This window comes from Halorhabdus sp. BNX81 (assembly GCF_029229925.1).
Lineage (GTDB): Archaea > Halobacteriota > Halobacteria > Halobacteriales > Haloarculaceae > Halorhabdus.
On record NZ_CP107254.1, the window covers coordinates 941,214 to 966,505 of the forward strand.

At 62.1% G+C, this 25,292-nt stretch carries 28 protein-coding genes; 18 read left to right on the plus strand and 10 right to left on the minus strand.

Annotated features, from left to right (window positions below):
* Positions 1–44: 44 nt before the first annotated feature.
* The 5 genes from HBNXHr_RS04675 to HBNXHr_RS04695 all read left to right on the plus strand — a co-directional run bounded on the left by HBNXHr_RS04675 (position 45) and on the right by HBNXHr_RS04695 (position 7,452).
* Positions 45–956: a hypothetical protein gene (locus HBNXHr_RS04675; RefSeq protein WP_275883347.1), complete on the plus strand. Its 912-nt coding sequence runs from the start codon at positions 45–47 to the stop codon at positions 954–956.
* Positions 957–1,171: 215 nt separating this feature from the next.
* Positions 1,172–3,034, plus strand: coding sequence for an ABC transporter substrate-binding protein (locus tag HBNXHr_RS04680; protein ID WP_275883348.1), 1,863 nt, complete (start codon positions 1,172–1,174; stop codon positions 3,032–3,034).
* Between the two features lie 59 nt (positions 3,035–3,093).
* Positions 3,094–4,104: an ABC transporter permease gene (locus HBNXHr_RS04685; RefSeq protein WP_275883349.1), complete on the plus strand. Its 1,011-nt coding sequence runs from the start codon at positions 3,094–3,096 to the stop codon at positions 4,102–4,104.
* Positions 4,085–5,242, plus strand: a complete 1,158-nt coding sequence (locus HBNXHr_RS04690) for an ABC transporter permease (protein ID WP_275883350.1) — start codon at positions 4,085–4,087, stop codon at positions 5,240–5,242. Before HBNXHr_RS04685 ends, HBNXHr_RS04690 begins: the two co-directional genes overlap by 20 nt.
* On the plus strand, positions 5,239–7,452 hold the full coding sequence (locus HBNXHr_RS04695; RefSeq protein ID WP_275739925.1) for an ABC transporter ATP-binding protein: 2,214 nt from the start codon (positions 5,239–5,241) through the stop codon (positions 7,450–7,452). Before HBNXHr_RS04690 ends, HBNXHr_RS04695 begins: the two co-directional genes overlap by 4 nt.
* 103 nt (positions 7,453–7,555) lie before the next feature.
* Here the strand turns inward: HBNXHr_RS04695 and HBNXHr_RS04700 are convergent, their stop codons facing one another.
* Both HBNXHr_RS04700 and HBNXHr_RS04705 read right to left on the minus strand, forming a co-directional pair.
* Complete coding sequence (locus HBNXHr_RS04700; protein ID WP_275883351.1) at positions 7,556–7,816, minus strand: hypothetical protein; 261 nt, start codon at positions 7,814–7,816, stop codon at positions 7,556–7,558.
* A gap of 128 nt (positions 7,817–7,944) precedes the next feature.
* The gene (locus HBNXHr_RS04705) at positions 7,945–8,712 is read right to left on the minus strand and encodes a hypothetical protein (protein ID WP_275883352.1); all 768 of its coding nucleotides are present in this window, start codon (positions 8,710–8,712) and stop codon (positions 7,945–7,947) included.
* A 125-nt stretch (positions 8,713–8,837) separates the two neighbouring features.
* Between HBNXHr_RS04705 and HBNXHr_RS04710 the strand changes: the two genes are divergently transcribed.
* Positions 8,838–9,011, plus strand: a complete 174-nt coding sequence (locus HBNXHr_RS04710) for a hypothetical protein (RefSeq protein ID WP_275883353.1) — start codon at positions 8,838–8,840, stop codon at positions 9,009–9,011.
* A gap of 69 nt (positions 9,012–9,080) precedes the next feature.
* Here HBNXHr_RS04710 and HBNXHr_RS04715 read toward each other — a convergent pair whose 3' ends face one another.
* Entirely contained in the window at positions 9,081–9,275 is a 195-nt protein-coding gene (locus HBNXHr_RS04715) for a cold-shock protein (RefSeq protein WP_008526685.1), read from the minus strand.
* Positions 9,276–9,384: 109 nt separating this feature from the next.
* Entirely contained in the window at positions 9,385–10,557 is a 1,173-nt protein-coding gene (locus HBNXHr_RS04725) for a lycopene cyclase domain-containing protein (protein WP_345893718.1), read from the minus strand.
* Between the two features lie 137 nt (positions 10,558–10,694).
* Here HBNXHr_RS04725 and HBNXHr_RS04730 point away from each other — a divergent pair, with 137 nt between their 5' ends.
* From HBNXHr_RS04730 to HBNXHr_RS04750, 5 genes are all read left to right on the plus strand, one after another.
* Positions 10,695–12,131 (plus strand): DASH family cryptochrome, encoded by a 1,437-nt coding sequence (locus HBNXHr_RS04730; RefSeq protein WP_275883354.1) that lies wholly within the window; start codon positions 10,695–10,697, stop codon positions 12,129–12,131.
* 111 nt (positions 12,132–12,242) lie between these two features.
* Complete coding sequence (locus HBNXHr_RS04735) at positions 12,243–12,458, plus strand: hypothetical protein (protein ID WP_275739937.1); 216 nt, start codon at positions 12,243–12,245, stop codon at positions 12,456–12,458.
* A gap of 125 nt (positions 12,459–12,583) precedes the next feature.
* On the plus strand, positions 12,584–12,889 hold the full coding sequence (locus HBNXHr_RS04740; protein WP_275883355.1) for a hypothetical protein: 306 nt from the start codon (positions 12,584–12,586) through the stop codon (positions 12,887–12,889).
* Positions 12,886–13,104 (plus strand): hypothetical protein, encoded by a 219-nt coding sequence (locus HBNXHr_RS04745; RefSeq protein WP_275739941.1) that lies wholly within the window; start codon positions 12,886–12,888, stop codon positions 13,102–13,104. Before HBNXHr_RS04740 ends, HBNXHr_RS04745 begins: the two co-directional genes overlap by 4 nt.
* 242 nt (positions 13,105–13,346) lie before the next feature.
* A complete protein-coding gene (locus HBNXHr_RS04750) occupies positions 13,347–14,288 on the plus strand; it encodes an alpha/beta hydrolase (RefSeq protein WP_275739943.1) in 942 nt (313 codons plus the stop codon).
* Positions 14,289–14,318: 30 nt separating this feature from the next.
* On the opposite strand, the gene HBNXHr_RS04755 is transcribed toward HBNXHr_RS04750, so the two are convergent.
* Together HBNXHr_RS04755 and HBNXHr_RS04760 are read right to left on the minus strand one after the other, a co-directional pair.
* Positions 14,319–14,675: a DUF5811 family protein gene (locus HBNXHr_RS04755; protein WP_275739945.1), complete on the minus strand. Its 357-nt coding sequence runs from the start codon at positions 14,673–14,675 to the stop codon at positions 14,319–14,321.
* A 93-nt stretch (positions 14,676–14,768) separates the two neighbouring features.
* Positions 14,769–15,242 (minus strand): pyruvoyl-dependent arginine decarboxylase, encoded by a 474-nt coding sequence (locus HBNXHr_RS04760; RefSeq protein ID WP_275883356.1) that lies wholly within the window; start codon positions 15,240–15,242, stop codon positions 14,769–14,771.
* A 194-nt stretch (positions 15,243–15,436) separates the two neighbouring features.
* Here HBNXHr_RS04760 and HBNXHr_RS04765 point away from each other — a divergent pair, with 194 nt between their 5' ends.
* The 6 genes from HBNXHr_RS04765 to HBNXHr_RS04790 all read left to right on the plus strand — a co-directional run bounded on the left by HBNXHr_RS04765 (position 15,437) and on the right by HBNXHr_RS04790 (position 21,158).
* Entirely contained in the window at positions 15,437–16,474 is a 1,038-nt protein-coding gene (locus HBNXHr_RS04765) for a 4Fe-4S dicluster domain-containing protein (protein WP_275883357.1), read from the plus strand.
* Positions 16,467–17,327 carry an FAD/NAD(P)-binding protein gene (locus HBNXHr_RS04770; RefSeq protein WP_275883358.1) on the plus strand — a complete coding sequence of 287 codons (861 nt, stop codon included), beginning with the start codon at positions 16,467–16,469 and terminating at the stop codon, positions 17,325–17,327. The genes HBNXHr_RS04765 and HBNXHr_RS04770 overlap by 8 nt, the downstream gene beginning before the upstream one ends.
* Positions 17,324–18,124, plus strand: a complete 801-nt coding sequence (locus HBNXHr_RS04775; protein ID WP_275883359.1) for an NADH:ubiquinone oxidoreductase — start codon at positions 17,324–17,326, stop codon at positions 18,122–18,124. Before HBNXHr_RS04770 ends, HBNXHr_RS04775 begins: the two co-directional genes overlap by 4 nt.
* Positions 18,121–19,440 (plus strand): Ni/Fe hydrogenase subunit alpha, encoded by a 1,320-nt coding sequence (locus HBNXHr_RS04780; protein ID WP_275883360.1) that lies wholly within the window; start codon positions 18,121–18,123, stop codon positions 19,438–19,440. Before HBNXHr_RS04775 ends, HBNXHr_RS04780 begins: the two co-directional genes overlap by 4 nt.
* Before the next feature lie 34 nt (positions 19,441–19,474).
* Complete coding sequence (locus tag HBNXHr_RS04785; protein WP_275883361.1) at positions 19,475–19,927, plus strand: hydrogenase maturation protease; 453 nt, start codon at positions 19,475–19,477, stop codon at positions 19,925–19,927.
* A gap of 88 nt (positions 19,928–20,015) precedes the next feature.
* Positions 20,016–21,158 carry a CBS domain-containing protein gene (locus HBNXHr_RS04790; protein ID WP_275739959.1) on the plus strand — a complete coding sequence of 381 codons (1,143 nt, stop codon included), beginning with the start codon at positions 20,016–20,018 and terminating at the stop codon, positions 21,156–21,158.
* Between the two features lie 300 nt (positions 21,159–21,458).
* Here the strand turns inward: HBNXHr_RS04790 and HBNXHr_RS04795 are convergent, their stop codons facing one another.
* From HBNXHr_RS04795 to HBNXHr_RS04810, 4 genes are all read right to left on the minus strand, one after another.
* On the minus strand, positions 21,459–21,656 hold the full coding sequence (locus tag HBNXHr_RS04795) for a XapX domain-containing protein (protein WP_275739961.1): 198 nt from the start codon (positions 21,654–21,656) through the stop codon (positions 21,459–21,461).
* 85 nt (positions 21,657–21,741) lie between these two features.
* Positions 21,742–22,455, minus strand: a complete 714-nt coding sequence (locus tag HBNXHr_RS04800) for a type 1 glutamine amidotransferase (protein ID WP_275883362.1) — start codon at positions 22,453–22,455, stop codon at positions 21,742–21,744.
* A 71-nt stretch (positions 22,456–22,526) separates the two neighbouring features.
* Positions 22,527–23,690 (minus strand): glutamate-cysteine ligase family protein, encoded by a 1,164-nt coding sequence (locus HBNXHr_RS04805; protein ID WP_275883363.1) that lies wholly within the window; start codon positions 23,688–23,690, stop codon positions 22,527–22,529.
* Positions 23,691–24,272: 582 nt separating this feature from the next.
* Positions 24,273–24,761, minus strand: a complete 489-nt coding sequence (locus tag HBNXHr_RS04810) for a hypothetical protein (protein ID WP_275883364.1) — start codon at positions 24,759–24,761, stop codon at positions 24,273–24,275.
* A 3-nt stretch (positions 24,762–24,764) separates the two neighbouring features.
* On the opposite strand from HBNXHr_RS04810, the gene HBNXHr_RS04815 reads away from it, so the two are divergent.
* Positions 24,765–25,184 carry a sterol desaturase gene (locus HBNXHr_RS04815; protein ID WP_275883365.1) on the plus strand — a complete coding sequence of 140 codons (420 nt, stop codon included), beginning with the start codon at positions 24,765–24,767 and terminating at the stop codon, positions 25,182–25,184.
* The last annotated feature ends 108 nt before the right edge of the window (positions 25,185–25,292 follow it).

Below are 25,292 nucleotides of genomic sequence, written 5' to 3' on the forward strand. Positions count from 1 at the left end.
CATCACAAAGGTTAGAAGTCCACGCACGAAAAATCAGCCCAGTAATGACAGCCGACGCCACGGGAGACGTCGAGACCCTCGTCGAGCGCGCCGAGGAGGAGCCGACGTCTGTGACGGTCGCGGACATCCGCCCGTACCTGGAGGCCGACGAGGATATCACGCGCAAGCGGGCACTGGACGTCTGCCAAGCAGTCGCCTACGTCGACTCCGAGCGGATCGCTCCGCTGATCCCGGACCTGCTCGACTTTGTCGAGGACGACTTTCTCGCGGTCAAACACTCGGCGCTCGGTGCCATCGGCCATCTCGTCCCGGACGAGCCGGACGCCGTCGCCGAGGGGGCCGAGAAGCTCACCCGCGAACTCACCGGAGAAACGCCGCTGACACGGTTTCTCGCGGCGAAATCCGTCGCATTGCTTGCCTTCGAGCGCCCCGGTGCTCTCGTCGACCACGTCGAGGAACTCGTTGCGGCCTTGGGTCAGGAGGGGCCAAGACTTCCGGACGAATCCACGGAGTCTCAGTTTACGGCCTCGGACGATCCTGTCCGCGAGGAGATCGGGAAAAACGTCGCTCAAAACGAGAACGCCCGAGAGCTCGCCGCTAAAGCACTTGTCGCGGTGGCCGAAACCGATCCCGACGCGATCGTCCCCCACCTCGGGGCCCTTCAACCGTACGTGGACGACCGAAACGAGATCGTCTCCGGCCCCCTCATCGAGATCGTCTCGACGCTGGCGGCTGATGACTACACGATCCCAGACGGCATCGCCGAGCGTGTCGAATCCACGCTCCCCGACGGCTCGACGCAACTCCGGGCGCGATCACTTCGAGCGCTTGGCTATCTCAGCGCGACTGACGCCGCCGATACCGTTCGGACAGTCGCCGAGGAAGCCGATGATGAGGAACTGGCCGCCTTCGCAGCGGACACCGCGGAGTGGCTCGAATCGGCCGACGACGGGTGACCGGTGACTGACTCGGAAAACCGATCACCGCCGATATGTCGATATAATGTTTCCGATATTATATGCATCTCACGTCACAGTCGATTAGTCGACCCGTCATGTCTATGACGGATCAATTCCCAGGTATAATTCATATAGGCCGGTAAATAAACTCTCCCTTGACATGGATAGATAACAATATTTATTATGATGCGGTATCGACTTTTCCCCGGACAATGGCTACAGAGGACTCTCCCGATAAGTTCGAGGATGTGGTGAACCGCCGTAACTTCATGCGGATAGCGGGTGTGACGGGCACCGCCATGCTCGCCGGGTGTGGTGACGGCGAAACCGACACAGATACTGGAACAGAGAACGGTGGGACCGAGAACGGTGGCACCGAAAACGGTGGGACCGAGAACGGTGGCACCGAAAACGGTGGGACCGAGAACGGTGGCGAAACGGACGTCCAAGACGTCACGGTCAAATCCGTCGCCGCCCGTTCGATGGACCTACTCGACTGGAACGCCCAGTATGCCGGGTGGCCGAACATCTGGGGGCGCTGGCTCGTCTACGAGCGCTATGCCCAGTACAACATGGTGGAAAACGAGTGGATCCCGCGGCTCATTGAAGACTGGTCAATCGACGGGACGACCGTCACGATCAACATTCGGGACCCGCACAACTACGCCGACGGCGACCCGGTGACCGCCGAGGACATCAAAGTCAACACCGTGATGAACCTCGCGACCGGGGCCGCGTTCGCGGACGTCTTCGAGTCGTTCAACGAACCCGACGAAAAGACCCTCGAGATCGAGACCAACAAGGAAGTCAACCCGTCGATCCTCGAGTTCACGATCCTCTCGCAGTTGCAGCAGGCGAAGATGGCCGAGCCCTACGACGAACTCTACCAGCGCTACTGGGAGGACAACGAGGACGGCGTCTCCAGTGACATTCAGGGTCGAGAGCCCCAGGAGCCCGACTTCGTCTCCGGGATCTTCGGACAGCAGAGCAAGGACTCGGAGCAGTACATTCTGGAGCGCAACCCCGAGCACCCTGACGCTGGCAACGTCAACTTCGAGCGCTACCGTTTCCCGACCTACTCGGGCAACCAGAGCAAGTGGGAGGCGATGATCGGCGACAGCGTGGATACCGTGATGAGTATCTTCACCCCGTCGAACATTCGGACCCAACTCGCCGACCACTGGCAGGAGTACAACTTCCCCGGCTACTGGGGCGTCGGCTACGTCTTCAACTTCGACGAGGATGTCGCGCCGCACCTCTCGCAGCGACCGGTTCGGCAGGCCATCACGCACGCCATCAACCGGGAAGAGGTCGTCACCGCCGCGGGCGCACAGGTCAAAGAGGCTTTCCCGACCCCGGCTGCCATCTCCGCGAACGTCCAGGACGAGTGGATCGACGTGGGTGGCCAGTTCTCAGCGATGCAGGGTGGCGCAGAGAAGGCTGCCGAGATCATGCAGGACGCCGGCTACGAGAAGAACGGCAACGGGAACTGGGCCATGGACGGCGAGACCGTCACGTTCCAGGTCGTCGTCCCGAGTAGCTGGAGTGACTGGGTCACCGCGACCCAGGCTGTGGTCCCACAGCTCCAGGACGCCGGATTCGACGCGGAGATCAACCGTGTCAACAACATCAACACGGTCGTCTCGAATGGCGACTTCAAGATGGCGGCGCGTCCGTGGTCGCCCGGCAACGCGCGCTCCTCCTTCCCGTACTTCCCGCTGAACTGGGTCTTCGGTCGTGCCTACAACAACGCCCACAGCTACCCAGGTGGCGAGGAAGGCAACGAGATCGAGGTTCCGGCGATGGACGGCGACGGCACCATGTCGGTCAACGTCCAGCAGCGACTCAGCGACCTCTCGACGGCAACCGGCGACGAAGTCGGGGAAATCGTCGAGGAACTCGCGTGGGTTTCCCACCAGGACATCCCGTACCTGCCGGTCATCAACAAGCGAGAGCAGTCGTTCATCAGCACGCGGCGGCTGTCGGCCCCCGAGAACGATGAACCGGCGGGCAACGTCAAGTGGCCGCCGTTCTACGCCCCGCGTATCGGAAAGATGCAGTGGCAAGGCGAGTAAGGCGCGCCCCTGTCGTATCGGCCTGATCGAACAATAATTTATCAAATTTAGAATACCCGATGGTAAACTACTACCTCAAACGGACGGCGAAGGCGATAGTGACGATCTATATCGTCATCACCCTGAGCTTCGGCCTCACCCGAATGCTTCCGGGTAATCCGGCAAGCAGAATCAGAGGACGCCTCTCATCGATAGGGTATACCGAAGAACAGATCCAAGTCGTCCTCTCGAACCTTGGATACAATCCGAACGTACCGCTTCAAGAAAAGTTCGTCGAATACATCGCTGGGCTCCACCAGGGTAGCATGGGGTCGTCTATTCAGGTTTCGGGTGGTGGTGTTCCCGTCACGGAAATTATCGCGTCCCACCTCCCGTGGACGATCCTGATCACCGTGGTTTCGATCGTCCTCTTTTTCGCGATATCGATCACGCTCGGCGCGGTCATGGCCTACCGGGAAGGGTCTCGCTTCGACTCGGCCAATTCGGCGCTCGCGATCTTCGCCAGTGGGATCCCCTTCTTCGTCATGGCGATCCTCCTGGTGTTCTTCTTCGGGCAGATCCTCGGGTGGTTCCCGACCGGACGGCGCTACTCGCTTGATGTGGATCCCGGATTTAATCTCGCGTTCCTTCACAGTGTTCTCTATCACGCGACGCTTCCGATCGCGGCGATCGTCCTCTCGCGATACGGCGTTCGCGCGCTCGCGATGCGTGGGAACAGTATCTCCATTCTCGGGAAGGGCTACGTCGAGGTCGCAAAGCTCAGGGGCCTTCCCGAACGCGTCATCGCGCTCCGGTACGTCGGCCGCAACGCCGTCTTGCCGATGTACACCGGGATGTTGCTGTCGTTCGGGTGGGTCCTCGGCGGGACGATCGTCCTCGAGGACGTCTTCCAGTACCAGGGACTCGGCTATCTGTTGTTCCAGGCGTACGACTACCGTGATTACCCCGTCCTGATGGGGGCGTTCCTGGTAATCACACTGTCGCTGGTGGTCGGCATCTTCCTGGCTGACCTCTCGTATGGGTTCGTCGATCCGCGGATCAAGACGGGTGATGAAAGTGAGTCATTCTGAATCGGAGACGTCGACAGACGAACTGCAATGGACCTACGACGCCGAGGACGCCGTCGAGGTGACGCTTCGCGATCGGATGCAGGAGTTCTATCGGAACCGCATCTACGAACCGGGCGTCGTGGTGTTCGACGACTGGCGGTTCATCGTCGGGGGATTTATTCTCCTCATGTACGTCCTCGTCGCGACGATCGGCGTCTGGCTGGTCCCCTATCCGGACCAGCCTAGTCCGTTCACGCCGGATCTGCGACTGATGCCCGCCTTTGACTGGCACAGCCTTCTGAACATCGGTGGGTTCAACCTCGCGTATCCGACGTTCCACGACATCGCGTACCCGCTCGGAACGACCAAGACCGGTCGATCCATCTTCGGGCTCGTCATCCACTCGACGCCGAAGATGCTGATCATGGTCATCTCGGGCGGTGTCTTCGCAACCGTCATCGCGACGGTCCTCGGGACGGTCGCCGGGTACAAGGGTGGCCGCGTCGACGGCGCGATCTCGATGTTCATCGACATCGCGATGACGATCCCCGGCCTGCCGCTCGTGATGGTCCTCGCGCTCGCGCTCCAGGATCTGGAACTCTTCGGGATCGGCCTCGGCTTCGAGCAGCTCGGTTCGCTTCCGGAGCCGCTGAACATCCTCCGGCCGGCGACCATCGGGATGATCATCATGATCAACTACTGGGGCGGGCTCGGACGGGCGATCCGCTCGCAGGTGTTGACGCTGCGCCAGGAGAACTACGTCGAGGCGTCCCGGACGATGGGCGTCAGCTCCTGGAAGATCATCTTGAAGGACGTGATCCCGAATCTGATGCCGTACATCCTGATCAACTTCGTCAACGCGGCCCGGTTCGTGGTCTTCTCGGCCGTCGGGCTGTACTACCTGGGCGTCCTGCCGACGGACGTCGCCAACTGGGGCGTCATGATCAACGACTCCTACGAGCAAGGCGCGATCGCCGGGCTCAGCATCTGGAACTGGCTGTTCCCGCCTGTCATCGCCATGTTGATCCTGGCGCTTGGGCTGATCTTGCTCTCCCAATCGCTGGACCGCGTCTTCAACCCGCGGGTCCGGACGAAACTGTCGTCGTTCGACGAAATTGATTCTGATGACGACGATATCGAGGAGGTTATGAACGAATGAGTATTGATAACGCGACTGCGGAGTCTGACGAACAGCCACTCGAAGTCGAGAAAGTCGAGAAGCCCGACCCGATCATGCGCCTCAACGACGTTCGGGTCACCTTCGAGATGGATCGGGGTATCTCGCGGGTCCTCGACGACATCAACCTGGACATCGGTCGCGGCGAAATCCTCGGCATTGTCGGCGAGAGCGGTGCGGGCAAGTCCACGTTGGTCTCGGCGATGATGGACTCCGTCGAGGAACCCGGCGTGCTCGAAGGGTCGATCGAGTACCGTCCTTCGGAGGGCGAAGCAGTCGACATCCTCGATTTCAACGACGAACAACTTCGCCAGTGGCGCTGGGAAGAGGTCGCGATGGTCTTCCAGGGGGCGATGTCTTCGTTCAACCCTGTCAAACGGGTCAAGGCTCACTTCGTCGAGACGCTGAAGGCCCACGATCAATCGGTCGAAGCGGGCATGGAGCGGGCGCGCGATCTCATCGCCGACCTCTACATGCAACCCGACCGCGTGTTGAACGCCTACCCGCACGAACTCTCGGGTGGGATGCGCCAGCGCACGCTGTTGGCCCTGGCGATGGTGCTCGATCCCGAGATGTTGATCATGGACGAGCCGACCGCCGCGCTGGACCTGCTGATGCAGCGGTCGATCCTCCAGCTCCTCCGGGAGCTGCAACAGGAGCACGACATTTCGATGGTGTTCATCACCCACGACCTGGCGCTGGTGGCCAGCCTGGCCGATCGCCTCGCGGTGATGTACGCCTTCCGGATGGCCGAGGTCGGACCCAAAGAGCAGATGCTCAGAAACCCCGGCCACCCCTACACGCGGATGCTGTTGAACTCGACGCCGGACATCGACGCGCCGATCGATCAGAACCGCTCGATCGAAGGGTCGAGTCCGGACCCGTTGAACGTCCCCCAGGGGTGTTCGTTTCATCCCCGGTGTCCGCTGGCTGAGGAGGCCTGTCTCGAGGCCGAACCCAACCAGTTCCTGCTCGAGGACGACCACGGGGCCGCGTGTTTCCGCTGGCAGGAAGCCCAGGAATCGATGCCGCTGGTGTACGAGCAGGACCTCGAAAGCGTCGAAACCAGCGAGGGGGCGGAAACTTCGACCAGCGCCAGGCGCTCGTCGGACGAGGAACCCCTGATTTCCGTCAACGATCTCGAGGTCCACTTCGAGCAGTCAGAAGGGCTCATCGAGTCGCTGTTCGGTGACGAACCGGATGTCGTCCGCGCAGTCGATGGGGTCAACCTCGACATCTACGAACAGGACGTAGTCGCGCTGGTCGGCGAGTCGGGTTGCGGGAAGACGACGCTGGGGAAGTCGATCCTCGGCCTGCAGGAACCCACCGGTGGGTCAATCGAGTACCGGGGGGTCGATCTCTGGGAGGCAAAACGGGGCAACGCCGATGTCTCCTGGGACGAGATCCGGAAATCCCTGCAGATCATCCATCAGGACCCGGGGAGTTCGCTCAATCCCAATCGTCGGCTGAAATCGATCCTGTCGGTTCCGCTCAAGCAGATCCACCCCGAGATGTCCACCGGGGAACGGCTGGATCGCATCTACACCCTGATGGAATACGTCGGGTTGACGCCGGCAGAGGAGTACGGCGAACGGTATCCCCACCAACTCAGCGGCGGAGAGAAACAGCGCGTCGCGCTGTGTCGGGCGCTGTTGATGAACCCGGACCTGATCCTTGCCGACGAGGCCATCTCGGCGCTGGACGTCTCCCTGCGCGTCGAGATGATGGATCTGATGCTCGAACTCCAGGAGGAGTTCGACACCTCGTTCCTGTTTATCTCCCATGACCTCTCGAACGCCCGGTATCTTGCCCAGAAGTCCGGCGGCCGCATCGCCGGGATGTATCTGGGTGAGTTCGTCGAGATCGGGCCGGCCGAGGCGATCACGCAAAACCCCTCCCACCCCTACACGGACGTCCTGCGGTGGGGGACGCCCAATATCGATCCCGAGAAGGCTGAGATCGGCGAGATGCCGATGCGGAAGATCGACATCCCAGATCCGATCAATCCGCCCTCGGGCTGTCGGTTCCATACCCGCTGTCCGGAGGCCCGCGAAGCGTGCATCAAGGAGAAACCCGCCGACCAGCAGATCGACGCCGACGGGTTCCACACCGCGAGTTGCTTCCGGGAGTACGGTGAGGACCACCCTTACTGGGATAGCGATCCGGTCACCGACGAGATGATCGACGACTGATCGGCCGCCAATCTTCCGCTTTTCGCCCGTCCCGTTGGTTGTCCGGACAACCGGTTTCCAGTACCCGTTGCGCTGGAGCGTGATATCTCGATAAGACGCTTGGTTATTCGTCTGGACGGTCTTCCGGCCGCCACTCGCCACGTCGCCGTTTGTTTTTCGCACAGCGCCACTGGAGGAATACCGTAATCGAAGTTGCTACCAGTACGAGGATCAGGTCGATCAGCGCGATGTAGTACGACGGCGATCCCACAGTCGTGAACGCCAGCGAGAAGACTGTGAGGACCAGCAGGACAAACAGGGCAGCGAACAGGAACCGGAGACGAGGCATGTAATCACAGACGGTGGTCCAGAATTCCTCTTTCATACACCTACCGAGTACAGGGTCAGCGGCATAACTATTGGCTATCCCTTTCGACGGGCCCGGTGGCACGGAGGGCCACGCTCACACGCGACCACTGGCCGGCCCGGCCCGTCTCGTGGGACGATCTCACGTTATACGACCACCACTGCCAGTGCCAGCAGGCCCACCCCGATGACGACCGGAACGCTGCCGATCTTTGCCACGTCCCAGGCGACGCCGCGTTCGCGGCCGTCCGCAATGAGAAACCGGCGGACACCGTCCCCGTTGATGACGACGTTTACTTCGCCACCACGATGGCCCGCCCCGGCGTCGTAGTGGGCACGGCCATAGACGTAACACTTCTCGCCAGGGTCGAGCCGTCGTTCGACGAACCGCTGGTCGTTCCCGATCTTGAGTTCCGTTACGCCGAGATCGATCGTGCCGTCCTGGGCGGCGACGTCCGGATTCCCGGCGACGAACTCGGCAAGTCGATCGGGCAACGGCGTCCCGCCGGGGACCGTGACCGTCTGTTCCTCGAGGTGACGAACCGAGCCGGCGGGTTCGACGCGACAGCTGGCCGTGTCGTCGGCAAGCCGGAACGGCCCGCCCACAAGCCCCTCGTCCAGGGTTTTCCAGTGGGTGTTCGTTCCCTCGCCTGCGTTGGTCGTCCGGTGTTCCTGTACTTCCCATTCACAGACGAGGCTCGGTGAGCCGGAGATCGGTGATTCGACCGTTCCCCCATCCGGCTTCGCGATTCCCTGGACTTCGACCGGGCCGAGTTCGTTCGGCAGCTCGAAGACGGCAAGGGGCTCACCGCGATGGATCTGCCACGCGAACCACAGTTCTCGTGCCCCAAGCGCGATCAGCGCCAGGCCGGCGACGCCGAGGAGGCCCACAAACAGGAGGGCGAGTGATGCCATCCCTTCTGACTTCTTGCGCATCTGGAATCAACGTTGTGCTCCTGTAGACTGATCGATGATTGGCGGGGAACCGGCCCCTATGCGACCGGGTGAATCTTATTGTTCAGGCCGCCGCGAGGTTTCGTATGGAAGACGAAGCCTGGCGCTCGATCGACGTGATCCACGACAACAAGGGCGAGCCACACGTCCTCCAGCAGAAGGTAAAGGTGTTTACGGCTGGTGTTACCGAGGAGTCAAGCGGCTACACGAAGCCGACCGTAGACCATCGACTGGTCCCGCTGGCCGACGTCACGAAGTGACCCTCGCGACGAGCCAGGGGCTCAGTGGGATAAATAGTGTATTAGGAAATCGCGAGTCGCGTCGAAGCCTTACTGGCGGACGACGTTGGTCGCGCGGGGGCCCTTCTCGGCCTGTTCAATGTCGAATTCGACTTCCTGTCCTTCCTCGAGGTCCGGGCCGCCGACGTCTTCCATGTGGAAGAATACGTCTTCGTCCGCATCCTCAGTCTCGATGAAACCGTAACCGCCAGTGTCGTTGAAGAAATCGACCGTACCAGTTGCCATTGCAATTCTACCAATGGGAGCCCGATGTATAAGGCTTCCGAGAGATGGCGTACCACGGGTTATCGGGACACGACCCGTGGGTGTGCAAGCCATCCACGCACGGCGATTATCACTCGTCACTTTCGCGGAGCGATTCGTGGATGCCGAGTACCAGTGCGGGGACGACGAGCATGAACAAGTGTTCCTCGATTGGGATCGCCAGCAGGTCGATCCCGGTCCGTAATTCGATGGCGAACACGCCCACTTCGAGCGTGTACCAGTCCCAGACGTACGCCAGCGGATAGACGACTGCGATTGTCCGGCCGGCCCGCGCGAGAGCGTCGGCCCGGACGAGCAACGCCAGTCCGAACGCGCCAAAGGCGATCTCGGTCGCGAGGTAGGTGTACGGGCCGAGGACGCCGATGTCGATGGGCAATGGACCGGTCATGGGCCGATACCACAGCGCGACCAGCAACAGCGCGAGGAAGACGTACGCACCACGGACGAGCAGCATCGTCGCCAGACGTGGCTCGGCGCGACGCGCGATAGCGGCCACGGCCCCGAACGCGAAGACTGCGAGAATCGTTCCCGTCGGGAACACACCTACGGCAGCGAACACGGCCACACCGAGCAATCCAGCCGCCAATAGCCCTTCCGCCAGTCGGCGTGCGCGCGTCGGACCGAGGACGACGGCTACAGTTCGTTTGTCGATAGAGCGGTCGTACCCCAGATCCTGGGCGTCGTCGATGATCTTGATCCCCAGGAGGACAGCAAGCAACACGCCAGCCAGTCCGAGGACGGTCGGGGTCACTGTGCCGGCCCCGGCGGCGTAGGCACCCACGAGCGACAGCGCGATCCCGGCCGGGTAGCCCCCGGTCGCCGTGACCGGGTTCGTGTCCAGTTGCGGCGCGTGAAAGTACCCCAGTGCCCACGTCGGCGCGGTCAGCGCGGCGGCCGCTACTCCCGCGGTCAGGAAGACGCCTGCCAGCGCCACCGCGAAGAGGATGCCGGCACCGACCAGCGCCAGTCGACACCCGCCGACCGATAGCGGGTGGTCGTCGTCCTCGCCGCGGACGAAGAAGTCGACGTAGCCATCCTTGACGTGGGCGGTGTAGACCGCTGCGAAGATCGCTATTGCGTGGGCCGCGACGACTGTCGGCGTGAACGTCCCCGTGGCTCGGGCAGCGAGTAGTGAGCCCGTCAACGAGACGGCCACCGGCGGCAGCATGAACACCGGATGGACCTGTGACGCCAGCGCACGGACTGCCGCCGCTGGACCGGGACGGTGACGGGCGATCGACATACCTGTTCCTCGGTATCGATCCGCAAAGACGTGTCGCCGCGTTCAAATGTTGCTGCGGAACCGATGGTTCACCCACCGTCGGCCCCGACACTGGTCTCGGCCCCGGTGTCCAAGTAGATCCGGCCCGATGGACGGCCATGCCCGAGACTGCCGTCGTCTGGCTACGTCGCGACCTGCGAACGCGGGACAACCCGACGCTCGCGGCTGCCTGCGCTGCCGATCGCGTCCTGCCCGTCTACTGTTTCGAGCCGCGCCGGTACGGCCAGCGTGCCTTCGGCGGAGCAGCGTCGTTCGAATACGACGGGATCGGGGCCGGTCGCGCACAGTTCGAACGCGAGGCCGTCAGGGACCTCCGTGACCGACTTCGAGAGACCGGCAGCGATCTGTTCGTCCGCCACGGCCGCCCCGACGCGGTGCTGCCAGCGATCATTGATCGCATCGACGCCGACCGCCTGCACTGCCAGACCCTCGCTATCCCGGAAGAGCGCACTAGCGAACAGCAGGTCCGGGCGGCGCTACCGGAGGCGGTCACTGTCGAACGCCACTGGACGCACACGCTCCACCACGTCGAGGACCTGCCGACCCCCTACGACGAGATGCCCGACACCTTCACCCCCTGGCGACAGTCAGTCGAGGCCGAGAGTCGCGTCCGGGAGCCGATCGAGGCACCCGCGGTGCCGCCGGTTCCAGCGGACGCGCCACATCCGGGGCCGATCCCGAAACTCGCCGATCTCGGCGTCGTCGGCGACGTCCCCGACGACGACCGAATGCCCCTCGACTTCGAGGGCGGGGAGACCCCGGGGCAGCGTCGGCTGGAACAGTACGTCTGGGAGACGGACTCCCTCCGGGCGTACAAGCAGACGCGCAACGGGCTGGTCGGGCGGGATTTCTCCTCGAAGTTCTCGCCCTGGTTGAACCTCGGCTGTCTCTCGCCACGGGACGTTCATCAGACCGTCCAGGACTACGAGCGCGAGCGCGTCAGCAACGACTCGACGTACTGGCTGAACTTCGAGTTGCGCTGGCGGGACTTCTTCCAGTTTCAGTTCGCCAAGTACGGCGGGAAATTCTTCACGCCGGGTGGGATCCGCGAACGAACGGACCTGGACTGGCGGCGCGACGAGAGCGACTTTCGGCGCTGGCAGGAGGGCCGGACTGGGGTACCGTTCGTCGACGCCGCGATGCGGGAACTCGCGGCGACGGGCTACGTGAGCAATCGCGCCCGCCAGAACGCCGCCTCCTTCCTGGTCCACGATCTCGGGATCGACTGGCGGTGGGGCGGGGCCCACTACGAGCACCACTTGCTCGACTTCGATCCCGCCTCGAACTACGGCAACTGGGCGTACGTCGCCAAGGTCGGCAACGACAGCCGCGAGGGTGGCTTCGACGTGCTCAGCCAGGCCGAACGCTACGATCCCGGGGCGGAGTACGTGCAGCGCTGGTGCCCGGAACTGGACGGGCTTGTGGACGCGTACGCCCGCGAGCCTTGGCGGATGGACGACCGCGAGCAACGCGATCGTGGGGTCGTGCTCGGCGAGGACTACCCCGAACCGATGGTGGATCCAGCGCGATTGTGAGGAGGGCGACCTGACTCAGATCCGTTCGGGCCTTTGTCACTTACTTGCGGCTGTTCGCCCAGCGCCGGGGCCTCACAACGAATTTATTGCTCCGCCTCAAATACTGACAGCATGGAACAAAATCCGGTTGAGGATAATTTCATTACCCGCATCATCCTCGGTTTCGTCGTCCTCTATGCGATGCTTATTGTGGGTAGTTCGGTTGGAAACATGTTTTCGACGGATAATGGATATGTAGCATTGATCGGCTTTGTCATCGGGGCTCTCTTCGTTTTCGTGATTTTTGCGGCCCTGTACAGCAGGTACGATCAATCATACAATAGTTAATTATGGGAGTACTGTCCTCTGTTGTGCATTTTTGCAACTACTGTTCGGGCCGTCACTGGAAACGGTGACTGACTGGGGGGCCGGGCGTCGAAAGCGATTACTGACGGCTGCCCGAAGACGAAAATATGACCGCACGCTTCCCCGAGAACCGCAAGCACAACCTGGCAATCGAGTTCTCCCGGTACGCCGAGTTCGGCGTTGGCGACGTCCTCGAAACCGACGAGGGTGAGGAAGTCACCGTCACGGACTTTGCCTTTCGGTTCGAGACCGACGACTTCGTCTACTGGTTCGAGCAACTCGATGGCTCCTACACCGAGAGCGAGATCGAGGAGTGGGCGCTGGTGTCGGAGGGGGAGCGCGAGGAGTACGTCGACCCCGGGTTCGAGAGCCAGCAGATCCCAGATCCGGACGGCGCTGACGGATCGTCATGACGACCGACCCTTGCGACGGGTGTGGCGACGAGGTGCGGATCGCCGGCGGGATCGGCGACATGTGGAGTTCGTCGCAGTCAGCTACCGGCGGGATGACACTCGAACTAGCCGACGGGACCGAACACTTCCTGTGTTCGGATTGCATCGAGGCGCTGCCCGACGACCGCGAGGTCGAGGCGGCAGACGTGGCCGGCCTCGAAGGTCGAGACGATTGAGCCCTGGTGTCGGGTTTTGGCGGCTGGTCTGTGCCGAACGTAGTGCTCCGGAGGCCAATTACCGGGTATATGGGTCCGTTTCACGAGGGTATCAGGCGGTGTCTGACGCCCTCCTGTGTGATGGATTTCCACACGAACGAATGGGGTTCGAATCAAACACGCTCCCGCCGGTCTGTCCGGCCTGTTTCCCACGGGAGCCTTCGCATCACGCTTATGTCATCGCCGGTTCAAATCTGCGCCTAATGCGAGCTGACGACATACATCCCCAGGCACAGGCCGTCGTCGACCGACAACGGCGGCTCGGTATCTCGCCGATCTCCGATCACGATCGCCGCGTGTTGCGCTTTTTGCAACGGGTGGGTACCTGGTTCGGGAATCGCGATCCGCCGGCAGTCGGCTCGACGACCGACGGCTCGATCCCGGGGCCCGACGGTGACCTTCCCGTCCGCCTATACCGGCCGGACGCGCCCGGTCCCTACCCGACGATCGTGTTCTTCCACGGCGGTGGGTTCGTCCTCGGAAGCATCGGAACCCACGACTGGCTGTGTCGACAACTGACTCGGGAGACGGGCGCGGTCGTCGTCTCGGTCGAGTATCGCCTCGCCCCGGAACACCCGTTCCCGGCGGCTGTCGAGGACGCCTACGCGGCCACCCAGTGGGCCGCGGACAACCCCGACAGGCTCGCGTCGGACGGGACGCTCGCGGTGGCCGGCGACAGTGCCGGCGGAAATCTCGCAGCCGTCGTCTCGCTGATGGCCAGGGACCGAGGCGAACCGACCATTGATTACCAGACGCTGCTCTACCCTGGGATCGGCATCAGCGACGACCAGGAGTCCGTCCGGGAGAACGACGGGATCGTTCTCTCGATCGCGGACCTCGAATGGTTCGAAAACTGCTATTACGACGGCGAGATCCACCAGCGCAACCCCTACGCCGATCCGGCGGCGGCGTGTGATCTCGCGGGCGTCGCGCCCGCGACGGTCGTGACTGCGGGGTTCGATCCGCTTCGGGACGGCGGCGTTGCCTACGCTGACCAACTCGACGCCGACGGCGTCGAGGTCACGCATCGCCACTATCCGGGGATGATCCACGGGTTTGCCACGTCCCCGGGAATCGACCGTGCCGAGACGGTCGTCAGTGACGTCGCAACCGATTTCGCTGATACGATCGGCGAAACGTCCTGAACGACGGGATGACGGAGCGAGAAAGAATCCTTACTGCGCCGTCGGCGTGTCGTCGTCGCTCATCGCTTGCTTGACCTGAAGAGCCGCGCTGGCGGCGAGTCCCTGGGCGAGATCTTCACATTCCTGGTCGTCGATCCGAAGGTTCGTATCCGGTTCGGGGGTATATCCGGCACTGACCGGTGAGCCGATCGGTGGCTGAACGGCGATCATCGCTTCGGGACCGCTGGCCCCGCTTGACAGCTCCGAGCCGACCACGAACTCGCCAGGCAGCAACTCCCGCGTCTTGGAGGCGACGCGGGACAGATCGCTCCGGAGCGATCGACGCTCCTCCGGCGTGAGCTCGACCGTCGTCTCAGCGGCCCCGGAATGCGACGTATTTCCATACATGAATCGTCTCCGGATGTACGCGAGGGCCCGTTATAAACTCGCCGACTCGTGTCTTCGAGACGACGTGTCGGCCCCGCGGCTTCCGGCCGTGTGTCACTGCTCGATTAGCGTGTGGCTTTCGCCGTAGACCGCCAGGACGATCGCACAGGCGTACTCCTCGGCTGCCGTCGCCGTTGTGACTTCGACGTGCTTCTCGCCAAAGTCCCACTCCCGGAGCTCGCGACCGGCCGAAAGCCCTGCCCGGACGTCTTCCCGGACCCGTCGTTCACTCGACCCGGAGACTTCATAGAAGATGCCCGGGCCATCGGGCTCGCGCGTCCAGCCGATCGCCGCCGCCGCCTCGCCTTCGTCGGTCGTCTCCGCCGCCTGGACGACGTACAGCCCGCGGCCTGCCGGACCGAGATCCGGGGCCGTCCCGACGCGTTCGATCCTCGCGTCGGCGGGGATGACCGACGACAGTGTCACGAGGTTATAGTTGTGGACGCCGGCCTCGGCCAGGGCGGCGTCGTAGGCGGCCGTCGGCGTCGGCCCGTGACCCGAGCCCATGACGATCCGAATCGCTCCCATTACCGGAAAATCGGGCGAGCGGCAAGTAAAGTCCGTCGTTCGGGACCTGCGAACGCCGTCCCGATATATTCACAACGACCATTATAATGATAGTTTCTCACGAACTGGGAATCCTCGGTGGGACTTACTCCGGCACTGACACTCCTGTGCGCTAAGAGACGAGTGCGCGACGAGCAATCACCGTCTCCCAGAGCATGAAAGTCATTGATCGATCGGACTTCACGGCGTTGATCGAGGAGTTGATCGCATCCGATCCGCGGGAGGTAGTCGGGGTACAGGAGAGCGGCGAGCAGTACGTTTTCGATCGGCTGGAGTCGGCCGAGCAACTCGCGCTGGAACATGACCTGACGGCACTATCGCCGAAGAAGTACGTCATGCCACAGCGTGAGACGCTGTTGACCTACGAACAGACGGACGACGACTACGAGATGCGGGCCGAGGCTGATCCGACGGGGCATATCGTCGTCGGCGTCCATCCGTACGATCTCGCAGCGATCAATCAACTCGATAAGATCTTCATCGACACGCTGCAGGACGAACCGTACCGCCGCAAGCGCGAGCATTCCGTTCTCATCGGGGTGACAATGCAGGACGTCGCCGACACCTGCTTCGCCGCGAGCATGGGCACCGCGACGATCGACTCGGGGTATGATCTCATGGTGACTGACCTTGGCGATCGTTTCGCCGTCGACATCGGGACCTTCGAGGGTGATCAGTTGCTGGAGTCGGTTCCGACCCGGAACGCGAGCGCCGAGGAGGTAGAGCGCGTCGCGGAGATCAAAGCGGACCTCGAAGACGCCTTCGATCGGGAACTCGCCTTTCCGCCGGCTGCACTCCCTACATTGCTTGAAGCCAGCTACGACGACATGGACTTCTGGGAGGACTATGCCGAGCAGTGTCTCTCGTGTGGCACCTGTAACGTGGTCTGTCCGACCTGCTTCTGTTTCAGTGTCGATATGATCCGCGACCTTGAGGGCGACAGCGGTCGCCAGGAGCGCCGCTGGGACGGCTGTCTGCTGGAGGACTTCGCGACGGTCGCCCAGGGCGAGAACTTCCGTGAGGAGGTCGCTCAGCGCCATCGCCACCGGTTCATGCGCAAGGGGTGGTACATCTACGAGCGCTACGGCGACATCGCCTGCGTCGGGTGTGGCCGGTGTACGCGCCACTGCGTCGCCGGTGTGGCCGATCCCTGTGAGGTCTACAACGAACTCAGGGAGGGACAGCATGCGTAGCCAGACGCGAAAACGCTTCGAACACGGGGAAAGCGAGTACCAGCCGATCGAGGGCCAGATCGTCTGGATCGACGACCATACTGACGACGACAAGCTGTTCGTGATCGACCTGCCCGACGGCGTTGCCCTGGATCACGAGCCCGGCCAGTTCGTCCAGCTGTTCGTCCCCGGCGTCGGCGAGGCACCGTTCTCGATCGCCTCGTCACCGACTAATGAGGGCCCCTTCGAGTTATGCATCCGCGCGGTTGGCAACGTGACCAACGCGATCCACGACATGGAAGCGGGGGACGTTGTCGGCATCCGCGGTCCCTACGGCCAGGGCTTCGACGTCGACGCCATCGCCGGCGAGGACCTCCTCTTTATCGCCGGCGGGATCGGCCTCGCACCGCTGCGCTCGGTGATCAACTACGCCCTGGATCGCCCCGGGGAGTTCGGCGAGTTGACGACGCTGTACGGCTGTACCGAACCCGCCGAACAGCTGTTTCCGGAGGAACTCGACTCGTGGGCTGGCTCGGACGTGATGGACTATCGCGAGACCGTCGACGAGGTGCCCGAAGATCAGGCGTGGGACGGCAACATCGGTGTCATTACCTCGCTGATCCCGCCCCTGGAGTTCGATCCCGAATCCACGGTTGCGCTAGTCTGTGGCCCGCCTGTGATGTACCGTTTTGTCATCAAGGCCCTGCGGGAGAAGGGGCTCGCCGACGACCGCATCTACCTCTCCTTAGAGCGCAACATGCACTGTGGCCGCGGGCTCTGTGGGCATTGCCAACTCAACGAACTGTACGTCTGTCTCGACGGGCCCGTGTTTCATTATCCGACCGTCCGCGACAAGGAGGAGGCCGAAGTATGACGGGAGAGGCGAAACCGCGTGTCGCCTTCTTCGATTTCACGGGCTGTGAGGGCGATCAGCTGCAGGTCATCAACCTCGAGGACCGACTGCTGGATCTCGTCGAGGTCGTCGAGGTCGTCAGCTTCCGCGAGGCGATGACCGAACACGGAGACGACTACGAGATCGCCTTCGTCGAGGGCGGCGTCGCGACGGCCCACGACGAGCGCCGGCTGACCGATGTCCGTGACAACGCCGATGTCGTCGTCGCGCTAGGCTCGTGTGCCGCCTTTGGGGGCATCAACGCCCTCCGCAACCACCAGGACTTCGAGACGGTCAAAGAGCGGGTGTACGGCGATGACGCCGATTCGATCTCGTCCTATCCCGTGGCTCGCCCGATCGACGACGTCATCGACGTCGACTACGAGATCCCGGGCTGTCCGATCGATCGCGAGGAGTTCGTCGGGGCGGTCACGGCCCTGGTCAACGGTGCCGAACCGTCGATCCCAAACTACCCCGTCTGCCTGGAGTGCAAGTTCGAGGAGAACACCTGCGCCTTCGAGCGCGGCGAGACCTGCCTTGGGCCGATCACTCGCGGCGGCTGTTCGGCGACCTGCGTCTCGGCGGGCACCCACTGCTGGGGCTGTCGGGGCATGGTCGACCATCCGAACGAGGACGCCTACACGGACGTTCTCGAAGCCAACGGGCTGACGACCGAGGAAGTGATCGAGGAGTATCAACTCTACTGGGGCTGGCAACGTGATCAGGTGGCAGTCGCTGACGGCGACTCCCAGCCCGTCGCCGACGGGGGTGAGCGATGAGTCACACGATCGACGTCGAGGGCGACCTCGTCACCCGCGTCGAGGGCCACGGCTCGATCGTGGTCAACGCCGAGGACGGCGAACTCGAAACCTGCGAGTGGCAGGTCGTCGAATCTCCGCGGTATTTCGAATCGATGCTGGTCGGTCGCTCCTTCGAGGAATCCCATCATATCACCTCGCGGATCTGTGCCATCTGCTCGGTCAGTCACACGATCGCCTCGCTGCAGGCAACTGAGGCGGCCCTCGGGATCTCCGTCTCCGAGCAGGACCGCCGGCTGCGAAAGCTTGCGCTCTACGGCGAGACGCTTCAGAGCCACGTCCTGCACCTGGGCTATCTCGCGTTGCCGGATCTGGTCGGCGAGAAATCCGTCCTGCCGCTTGCGGACACACACGAGGACGAACTGGAGACTGTGATCGATCTCCACCGGCTGGGCAACGAGTTGACCGAAGTCGTCACCGGCCGATCGGTCCACGCTCAGCGCCTGCTCCCTGGCGGTTTCTCCCAGCTTCCCGACGAGAGCGAACTCCAAGCGCTGCTCGATCGGCTCCTCAACAGCTGGGATGCCGTCGCGGAACTCGCCGACCTGCTGGCCGTTCTGGCCGATGAACTCCCCGCTTTCGAGCGTGAGACCGAGTATATCTCGCTCACCCATCCCGAGGAGTACGCTTTCGCCGAGGGCACGATCTACTCATCGGATGTCGGGGAGATCCCCGTCTCCGACTATCGGGACGTCGCCAACGAGTACGTCGTCGAGCACTCGACGGCCAAATTCGCGCGGCACGAGCGCGATTCGTATATGGTCGGCGCGCTGGCCCGCTTCAACAACAACGCCGACCAGCTTGCCCCGCGGGCCCAGGAGGTCGCCGATCGCTTCGGTCTGGACGCGCCCGCCCACAATCCGTATCTGAACAACGTCGCCCAACTTGTCGAGGTCGCCCACCTCCTCGGGGAGTCCGTCCGGCTGATCGAGGCGTTGCTGGACGATGGCCTCACCCCGCAGTCGAACTACCACGTCCCCGAGATCGACCCGACCGCGGGCCAGGGGATCGGGGCCATCGAGGTGCCCCGCGGCGTGCTCTTCCACGAGTACGCCTACGACGACACCGGCGAGGTGACCGAGGCCAACTGCGTCATCCCCACCAACCAGAACCACGGCAACATCCAACGGGACATGGAGACGCTGGTGCCGACGATCGTCGACCACCCCGAGGACGAAATCAAGCACACCCTGGAGATGCTCGTCCGGGCCTACGACCCCTGTATCTCCTGTTCGACGCACTATCTCGACGTCGAGTTCGTCGGTCCCAACGGATGACAGGTATCGCGAACCCGGCTCGTGGAAATCACGCATGACCGCCGATCGCGCCATCGTCGCACTCGGCAATCCCTATCGTCGGGACGACGGAATCGGGCCCGCGCTGGTTGATCGGCTCCGCGAAGAGGGACTGTCGTCGGTGGACTGTCTCGACCTCGGCGACGCGGGGTTTGAGTTAGTGCACGTCGTCGCCGATTACGACGCCGTCGTGATCGTCGACGCGGTAGATTTCGGCGGTGATCCGGGTGAGATTGTGGTGTTCGATCCGGCTGACCCTGAAACCGCAACCGGCCGAAGGGGCACCCACGGCACTGACCCGTTCGAACTCCTGGAGGTGGCATCGCGGGTGGCGGATACGAACCCGTCGATCCGCGTCGTCGGTATCCAGCCCGCAGAGACCGGCTACGGGGACGGGCTGAGTCAACCGGTTTCTGATTCCCTTCCGGCTGGGTGCCGGACACTGCGTGCGACGGTTCGATCGCTGTAGGCCGATGGGACTGTCCCGATCGACGTGCCACGTCATGTGTATTCAAACCAAGATTGATAATCCCTGCCGACGAAGTACAGATGGTACGATGGATATTGCTGATATAGCCACCCGCGACTACATCGAAGTCGATGCGGACGAACGCCTGGGCAAAGTCCGCTCGATCTTTGAGCGCGAAAATCCCAAAGGAATCATTGTCACTGAGGCGGGTGAGTACGCCGGCGTCATCACGCAAAAGGAACTGGTACAGTCTCACGTCGAGGATCAGGCAAAGGCCCGCGCGCTGATGCAACACGCGCCGAAGATCGAGCGGACGGGCGACGTCCGTGAGACGGCCCGGGTCCTGGTCGAGAGTGGGAACAAAGTCGCGCCGGTGTTCGAGGCCAACAAGCTCTGGGGAGTCATCACCGACGACGACATTCTTTCGGCGGTCATCGACAACTTGGACGCCCTCACTGTCGAGCAGATCTTCACCGGTGACGTCGTCACTGCCACTGAGGACACAGAGGTCGGCCAGGTGATCAACAAGCTTCGCGAGCACGGGATCTCCCGGGTTCCCGTCCTGAACGACGACGGGAAGCTGACGGGGATGGTGACCCGTCACGATATCGTCGATGTCGTCGTCCGGGACATGGACAAGGCGACGACCGGCGAGCGCGCCGGCGATGTCGACCGGGTCCTCGATCTGCCTGTCTACGACGTGATGAGTAGCCCCGTCGCGACGACGACGATCGACGAGTCGGTCGAGGACGCCGTTCGACGAATGCTCGAGAACGACTACGCCGGACTCGTCGTCACGCCGGAACGCGACGACTCGCTGGTCGCCGGTATCATCACGAAGACGGACGTCCTCCGGGCGCTGTCGTTCACCGAGGAGGAACACATGGACGTCCAGATTACCAACATCAAGCTCCTTGATACGATCTCCCGCCAGGACGTTCGCGTCGGGATCGAGGACGTCGCCGACAAGTACCAGGCCATGCAGGTGCAACACGCCCACGTTCGGTTTCAGGAACACAAGGAGAAACTCCGTGGGACGCCCCTGATCAACTGCCAGATCCGCCTCCGAACCAACAAGGGCCAGGTCGCGGGCACCGGCGAGGGCTACGGGGCGAAAACCGCGTTCAACGTCGCGCTCGACAAACTCCAGCGCAACGTCCTCGAACGCAAGGGCGTCCGTAGCGACGAGGAGTACCGCGGGCAGTTGCTGCGGAAACTCGGCGAGCTGTAAGGCTCTCATCTCGGACTCGACCGAACGGAGGGCTCGACCCTTTTTCATCCATGTTTTTGCGCAAGTGGTGAGCGCCGTGCGCTCACCCGCAGCGGAAAAAGATGGAGGAGTACCGCGGGCAGTTGCTGCGGAAACTCGGCGAGCTGTAAGGCTCTCATCTCGGACTCGACCGAACGGAGGGCTCGACCCTTTTTCACCACCGGGAGAGCAAGCTCTCCCGAGCCCACACTCGCTTGCTCGCGTGGACCATGTTTTTGCGTTCGTGGTGTCCCCCCGCGTTGCGTTCGATCGGCTGTTCGGTCACAGGACGTTCGTTATCAGCTCGACGATGTCGACCTGTAGGTTCAACCACTCGACACCCTTGTATCCAAGCAGGATCCCGGCGATGCCGAGGACACCTGCGAGATTGGGCGGCGCGGGTATCGGTACTTGAATGATACCGAACAGCGCACCGACGAAGATGCCTGCCAGCAGCGCCAGAGCGATCTGAACGACCATTACACCGGCGATTGACGAGGGCCGATATTGTGTCTTCCGCTCGGCATGGCCTGCGCTCGCGATTTCTCCCCTGGATCGAGGGATGTTACCCCGAATTCGTCGCGTCGATCCGCTTTCGCTGTACATCTTTCACGACCGCGAGGAAATTATCGAACAGCGTCTTTGCGTGCTGTGCTGCGGCGTAATTTTCCTCGTGAATACCCGCCAGAACGCTCTCTATTCGCTCTTTCGGGATCTCGTCTGCTTTCCCCCGCGTGATCAGTTCGGCGGTCTCCATGTCATATTCCGGATGGAACTGCACAGCGAAGACGCGCCCTTTTCGGAAGCTTTGGATGCCGTACTCGTTCTCGGCGAACACCGTCGCTCCGGGCGGCTCGTCGGTGACGTGATCGGAGTGACTCATGAACACCGTCATCGTCTCATCGATCCCATCGAGCAGGCGATTTTCCCCGTCGTGGGTGACTGTTCGGTACCCGAGTTCGTACTCACCCATGCTCTTGACGTTGCCGCCCATGACGTCCGCCAGGAGCTGGTGGCCGAAACAGACGCCCAGCGCGGGCAGGCCCGCCCGGATCGCATCGCCGACCCAGATTTTCAATTCGCCGATCCATTCCCGGTCCCAGTATACCGACGCGCTCGACCCCGTGATCACGAACCCGTCGTACTGGAATCCGTCGGGTAACTCCCCGGATGGACAGTGAAATACATCGAGATCGGCGTCCAGCTCCCGCTCGAAATTTCGGCGCGTGTCCGCTGCTTCCTGAGCCGCGTTCAACAGAGCGAGACGTGGACGATCCATTTATGCTCATCTTCGCTTCCCCAGGGAAATACGGTTTCGTCTCGTCATCTTTTGCCAGTGCTGGTCGACGGTCAGTCGGCAGCGACCGAACTGACACGACGGACGTCAGCTTCCAGGCGATCGGCGCACGTCAGCCGGAGCTCTCTGGCTCGTGATTCGGTAATCTCCTGTTCCGGGTCTATTTCGTGGGTCAATGGCTCGTAGGCCGCGACGCCAAATCCCATCCGGTCGAGGTAGTCCCGAACGGCGTTCGAGTCGAGGCCCTCGTTGATCGCGGCGTCGACGTACTCGGAAACAGCATCGAATTCCGGCAGGACGATTTCCCCCGACGTGATCCGCCCTCGCTCGCCCTCGATCCGGACAGGTACCTTCGGCACCCGGCTGACGATAGTGGCGAGCTCGTCAGCCAGCCGAAGGATCTGGCTCGGAAGCGCGGCATCGGGAGATCGCCACTCGACGGTCGAAAACCGCTCGCGGAGCTGGACCGGCGTCCAGACGGCACTCTCCGGCCCGAAATACGACTCCACCCGCTCGCGATCGAACCCGGTGATGATCGACTGGGTGACGAACTCGCCGTAGCGGTGTTCGAGCCGCTTGGCCCATGATTCCAGATCGTCTGCATACGACCACAGTCGACCCTGATGTGGCAGCGTTTCGTAGGCCATCCGCCGGTAGAGTTGCGAGCGCGCACCGGTCGTCAGGCGCTCCCGACCGAAATACGGCGAGGAATTGACCAGCGCCAGGGCCGGGTCGAGCGCGATCAGCGTGTTCAACTGATCGATGACGTGGCCCGGCTGTTGTTCGACGTGGATGTGGGTCCCCGCACAGTGACGGACGTACTCGAAGTTCGACCCGACGACCCGATCCTGGATTCTTGTCCGCTCGCCGGGACGGTCCGGGATCTCACCGTCGTGGATTGGCGTTCCGAGCGGGACGAGGTGCTTGTCCAACTCTTGGGCCTGCTGGAGTACCATCTGTAGCCGCTCGTAGAACTCCGTTTGCAGTTCCGCCGTGGACTCACAGGGCGTGGTCTTGATCTCGAGCAGTGGCTCGATGAACTCCCGTTCGACGCCCTCGCCCGCGTCGGTGAGATCGCCCGGATCGGTCAACCGCCCCTCGTCGTCGATTACCCAGTACTCCACCTCGATGCTGCGACGGAGTGGGACCGAACTCCCGTCCGTTTCGAGTGTTGGATCCTGATTCGAAGCGACACTGGAATCGATGTGGTCAGACATTCTTGAAGGTGCGACTACGGCGGCCACGCATTCGCCGGTCGAGTTCCGGTGTCTCGCTTCGGCTCGATAGGCGTCCTGCGGGAACCACTCCGTCGGCTGTCGGATGCCCGCTTTTGAGCCGAGCCGGCCGATCTCTCGCCGAAACCGTCTGTCGAGTCGCGTTTATCGTGTCCATTGTTCACATACACTGGGTACCGAATACTATAGATATGTTAACGCTTTTGGGTATATCCGTCAATACTCCTTATACGATATTATCAAATGGCTCCGCCGCTCCACCCGACACAATTCTCAATCGAATGTGCCAATTTTCGGCGAGTGTATCCACCAGCGATTCGGGGAGGGGTCAATGGAATTCGGGACGTTCGCGCAGCGACCCGACGCGCGAGCGAAGCGAGACGGGACCGACAGGAGCGCCTTGGAGGCGAAATCATGATATTCACTGTACAACCGACGATCGTCATGATCCACAACGAGTGCCCCGCCCGTTGCAGTGAGGGTCACCTGGACGGCCAGCACACAATGACTTTGATTGGCTGATGCCACACGAGAATCTCCGCGACGAGGGCATGCGATTGTTCCTCACGCATCACGATGTCCGGCTGGACGGTATCGATAAAATATCGCCCCGGACACAACCCCGACCAATATAATCACTAAATTGTATTTGAAGGATACATAAACGTCTGGTTCCGTTAGTATCGATTTCGCTACCAGCAGGGCAGACACAACGATAGTAAAAGCCACAACACCGGATCGAAGCCTATCCCTGCTTTTCATCAATCTCATATATGGTTGAAATGAATACCATATAAATATAATTGCGAAGAGCGCACCGATGTATACTGGTCTGCCATTATACAAAACCAGTACCCAATTCATCAGAAACAGCGTTACGGAGATGAATATAAGTGGCAGGACGATTTTTGAAATTAAATTAATTTCTTTTGCCATATCTTGACCTGTCGTTCGGGATGAACAACAATAAAACCAGACTTCCGGTTTGCCGCTTACCGAAACACCGCCCTCGGGGACCGCCGAATAGTCTTCAGCCAGCCGTTCGTTTATCATCACATGAACCCTCCAAACCGAGAACTCTCGAGTGCGCTCGTTGTCGGTGCGGTGATCGGGGTCGGGATCCACTGGCTCGTCGGACAGATCCTTCTCGCGGTCGTGACGGCTGTCACCTGGGTGACAGCGTTCGGACTCACACTCCACATCCGGCGTGCGTACCCAGCTTTCTCGTCCGGCGAATCATGGGCCGACAAGCGATGGACTGGGCTCGCTGTCGCTGTCGTCACGCTCGCTGCGCTCATCGGAGCGGGACCGGCGCTTCCCGTTTCGGCGGACGTTCGGTTCGTACTCGGCCTCCTGGTTCTCGGTGCGTCCGTTACCGCGTATTCGGCAGGAACGCTCGCCGTGCTGGACCGCGTCGAACTTGACTCGAACACGACGGAGTCACCACGTGTTTCAGACGTAGCGGATGACGATTGAAGGAGGGAAGCTGGGACGGTTCTTGGGCAAGCGCCGCTTCAGATGAACCGTCAGCGTATTTTGTTGATTCTTCGTCACGTTTCCCCGTATATTGCTAATTAGTAAATA

Bases quoted from the DNA above. Each gene is read 5' to 3' on its own strand.
- HBNXHr_RS04800 (WP_275883362.1), bottom strand. From the start codon at position 22,455: ATGGATCGTCCACGTCTCGCTCTGTTGAACGCGGCTCAGGAAGCAGCG.
- HBNXHr_RS04775 (WP_275883359.1), top strand. From the start codon at position 17,324: ATGACGGGAGAGGCGAAACCGCGTGTCGCCTTCTTCGATTTCACGGGC.
- HBNXHr_RS04715 (WP_008526685.1), bottom strand. From the start codon at position 9,275: ATGGCAACTGGTACGGTCGATTTCTTCAACGACACTGGCGGTTACGGT.
- HBNXHr_RS04710 (WP_275883353.1), top strand. From the start codon at position 8,838: ATGGAAGACGAAGCCTGGCGCTCGATCGACGTGATCCACGACAACAAG.
- HBNXHr_RS04770 (WP_275883358.1), top strand. From the start codon at position 16,467: ATGCGTAGCCAGACGCGAAAACGCTTCGAACACGGGGAAAGCGAGTAC.
- HBNXHr_RS04745 (WP_275739941.1), top strand. From the start codon at position 12,886: ATGACGACCGACCCTTGCGACGGGTGTGGCGACGAGGTGCGGATCGCC.
- HBNXHr_RS04765 (WP_275883357.1), top strand. From the start codon at position 15,437: ATGAAAGTCATTGATCGATCGGACTTCACGGCGTTGATCGAGGAGTTG.
- HBNXHr_RS04780 (WP_275883360.1), top strand. From the start codon at position 18,121: ATGAGTCACACGATCGACGTCGAGGGCGACCTCGTCACCCGCGTCGAG.
- HBNXHr_RS04740 (WP_275883355.1), top strand. From the start codon at position 12,584: ATGACCGCACGCTTCCCCGAGAACCGCAAGCACAACCTGGCAATCGAG.
- HBNXHr_RS04695 (WP_275739925.1), top strand. From the start codon at position 5,239: ATGAGTATTGATAACGCGACTGCGGAGTCTGACGAACAGCCACTCGAA.
- HBNXHr_RS04785 (WP_275883361.1), top strand. From the start codon at position 19,475: ATGACCGCCGATCGCGCCATCGTCGCACTCGGCAATCCCTATCGTCGG.
- HBNXHr_RS04680 (WP_275883348.1), top strand. From the start codon at position 1,172: ATGGCTACAGAGGACTCTCCCGATAAGTTCGAGGATGTGGTGAACCGC.
- HBNXHr_RS04730 (WP_275883354.1), top strand. From the start codon at position 10,695: ATGCCCGAGACTGCCGTCGTCTGGCTACGTCGCGACCTGCGAACGCGG.
- HBNXHr_RS04815 (WP_275883365.1), top strand. From the start codon at position 24,765: ATGAACCCTCCAAACCGAGAACTCTCGAGTGCGCTCGTTGTCGGTGCG.
- HBNXHr_RS04735 (WP_275739937.1), top strand. From the start codon at position 12,243: ATGGAACAAAATCCGGTTGAGGATAATTTCATTACCCGCATCATCCTC.
- HBNXHr_RS04685 (WP_275883349.1), top strand. From the start codon at position 3,094: ATGGTAAACTACTACCTCAAACGGACGGCGAAGGCGATAGTGACGATC.
- HBNXHr_RS04795 (WP_275739961.1), bottom strand. From the start codon at position 21,656: ATGGTCGTTCAGATCGCTCTGGCGCTGCTGGCAGGCATCTTCGTCGGT.
- HBNXHr_RS04755 (WP_275739945.1), bottom strand. From the start codon at position 14,675: ATGTATGGAAATACGTCGCATTCCGGGGCCGCTGAGACGACGGTCGAG.
- HBNXHr_RS04675 (WP_275883347.1), top strand. From the start codon at position 45: ATGACAGCCGACGCCACGGGAGACGTCGAGACCCTCGTCGAGCGCGCC.
- HBNXHr_RS04725 (WP_345893718.1), bottom strand. From the start codon at position 10,557: ATGTCGATCGCCCGTCACCGTCCCGGTCCAGCGGCGGCAGTCCGTGCG.
- HBNXHr_RS04690 (WP_275883350.1), top strand. From the start codon at position 4,085: ATGAAAGTGAGTCATTCTGAATCGGAGACGTCGACAGACGAACTGCAA.
- HBNXHr_RS04705 (WP_275883352.1), bottom strand. From the start codon at position 8,712: ATGGCATCACTCGCCCTCCTGTTTGTGGGCCTCCTCGGCGTCGCCGGC.
- HBNXHr_RS04810 (WP_275883364.1), bottom strand. From the start codon at position 24,761: ATGATAAACGAACGGCTGGCTGAAGACTATTCGGCGGTCCCCGAGGGC.
- HBNXHr_RS04750 (WP_275739943.1), top strand. From the start codon at position 13,347: ATGCGAGCTGACGACATACATCCCCAGGCACAGGCCGTCGTCGACCGA.
- HBNXHr_RS04790 (WP_275739959.1), top strand. From the start codon at position 20,016: ATGGATATTGCTGATATAGCCACCCGCGACTACATCGAAGTCGATGCG.
- HBNXHr_RS04700 (WP_275883351.1), bottom strand. From the start codon at position 7,816: ATGAAAGAGGAATTCTGGACCACCGTCTGTGATTACATGCCTCGTCTC.
- HBNXHr_RS04760 (WP_275883356.1), bottom strand. From the start codon at position 15,242: ATGGGAGCGATTCGGATCGTCATGGGCTCGGGTCACGGGCCGACGCCG.
- HBNXHr_RS04805 (WP_275883363.1), bottom strand. From the start codon at position 23,690: ATGTCTGACCACATCGATTCCAGTGTCGCTTCGAATCAGGATCCAACA.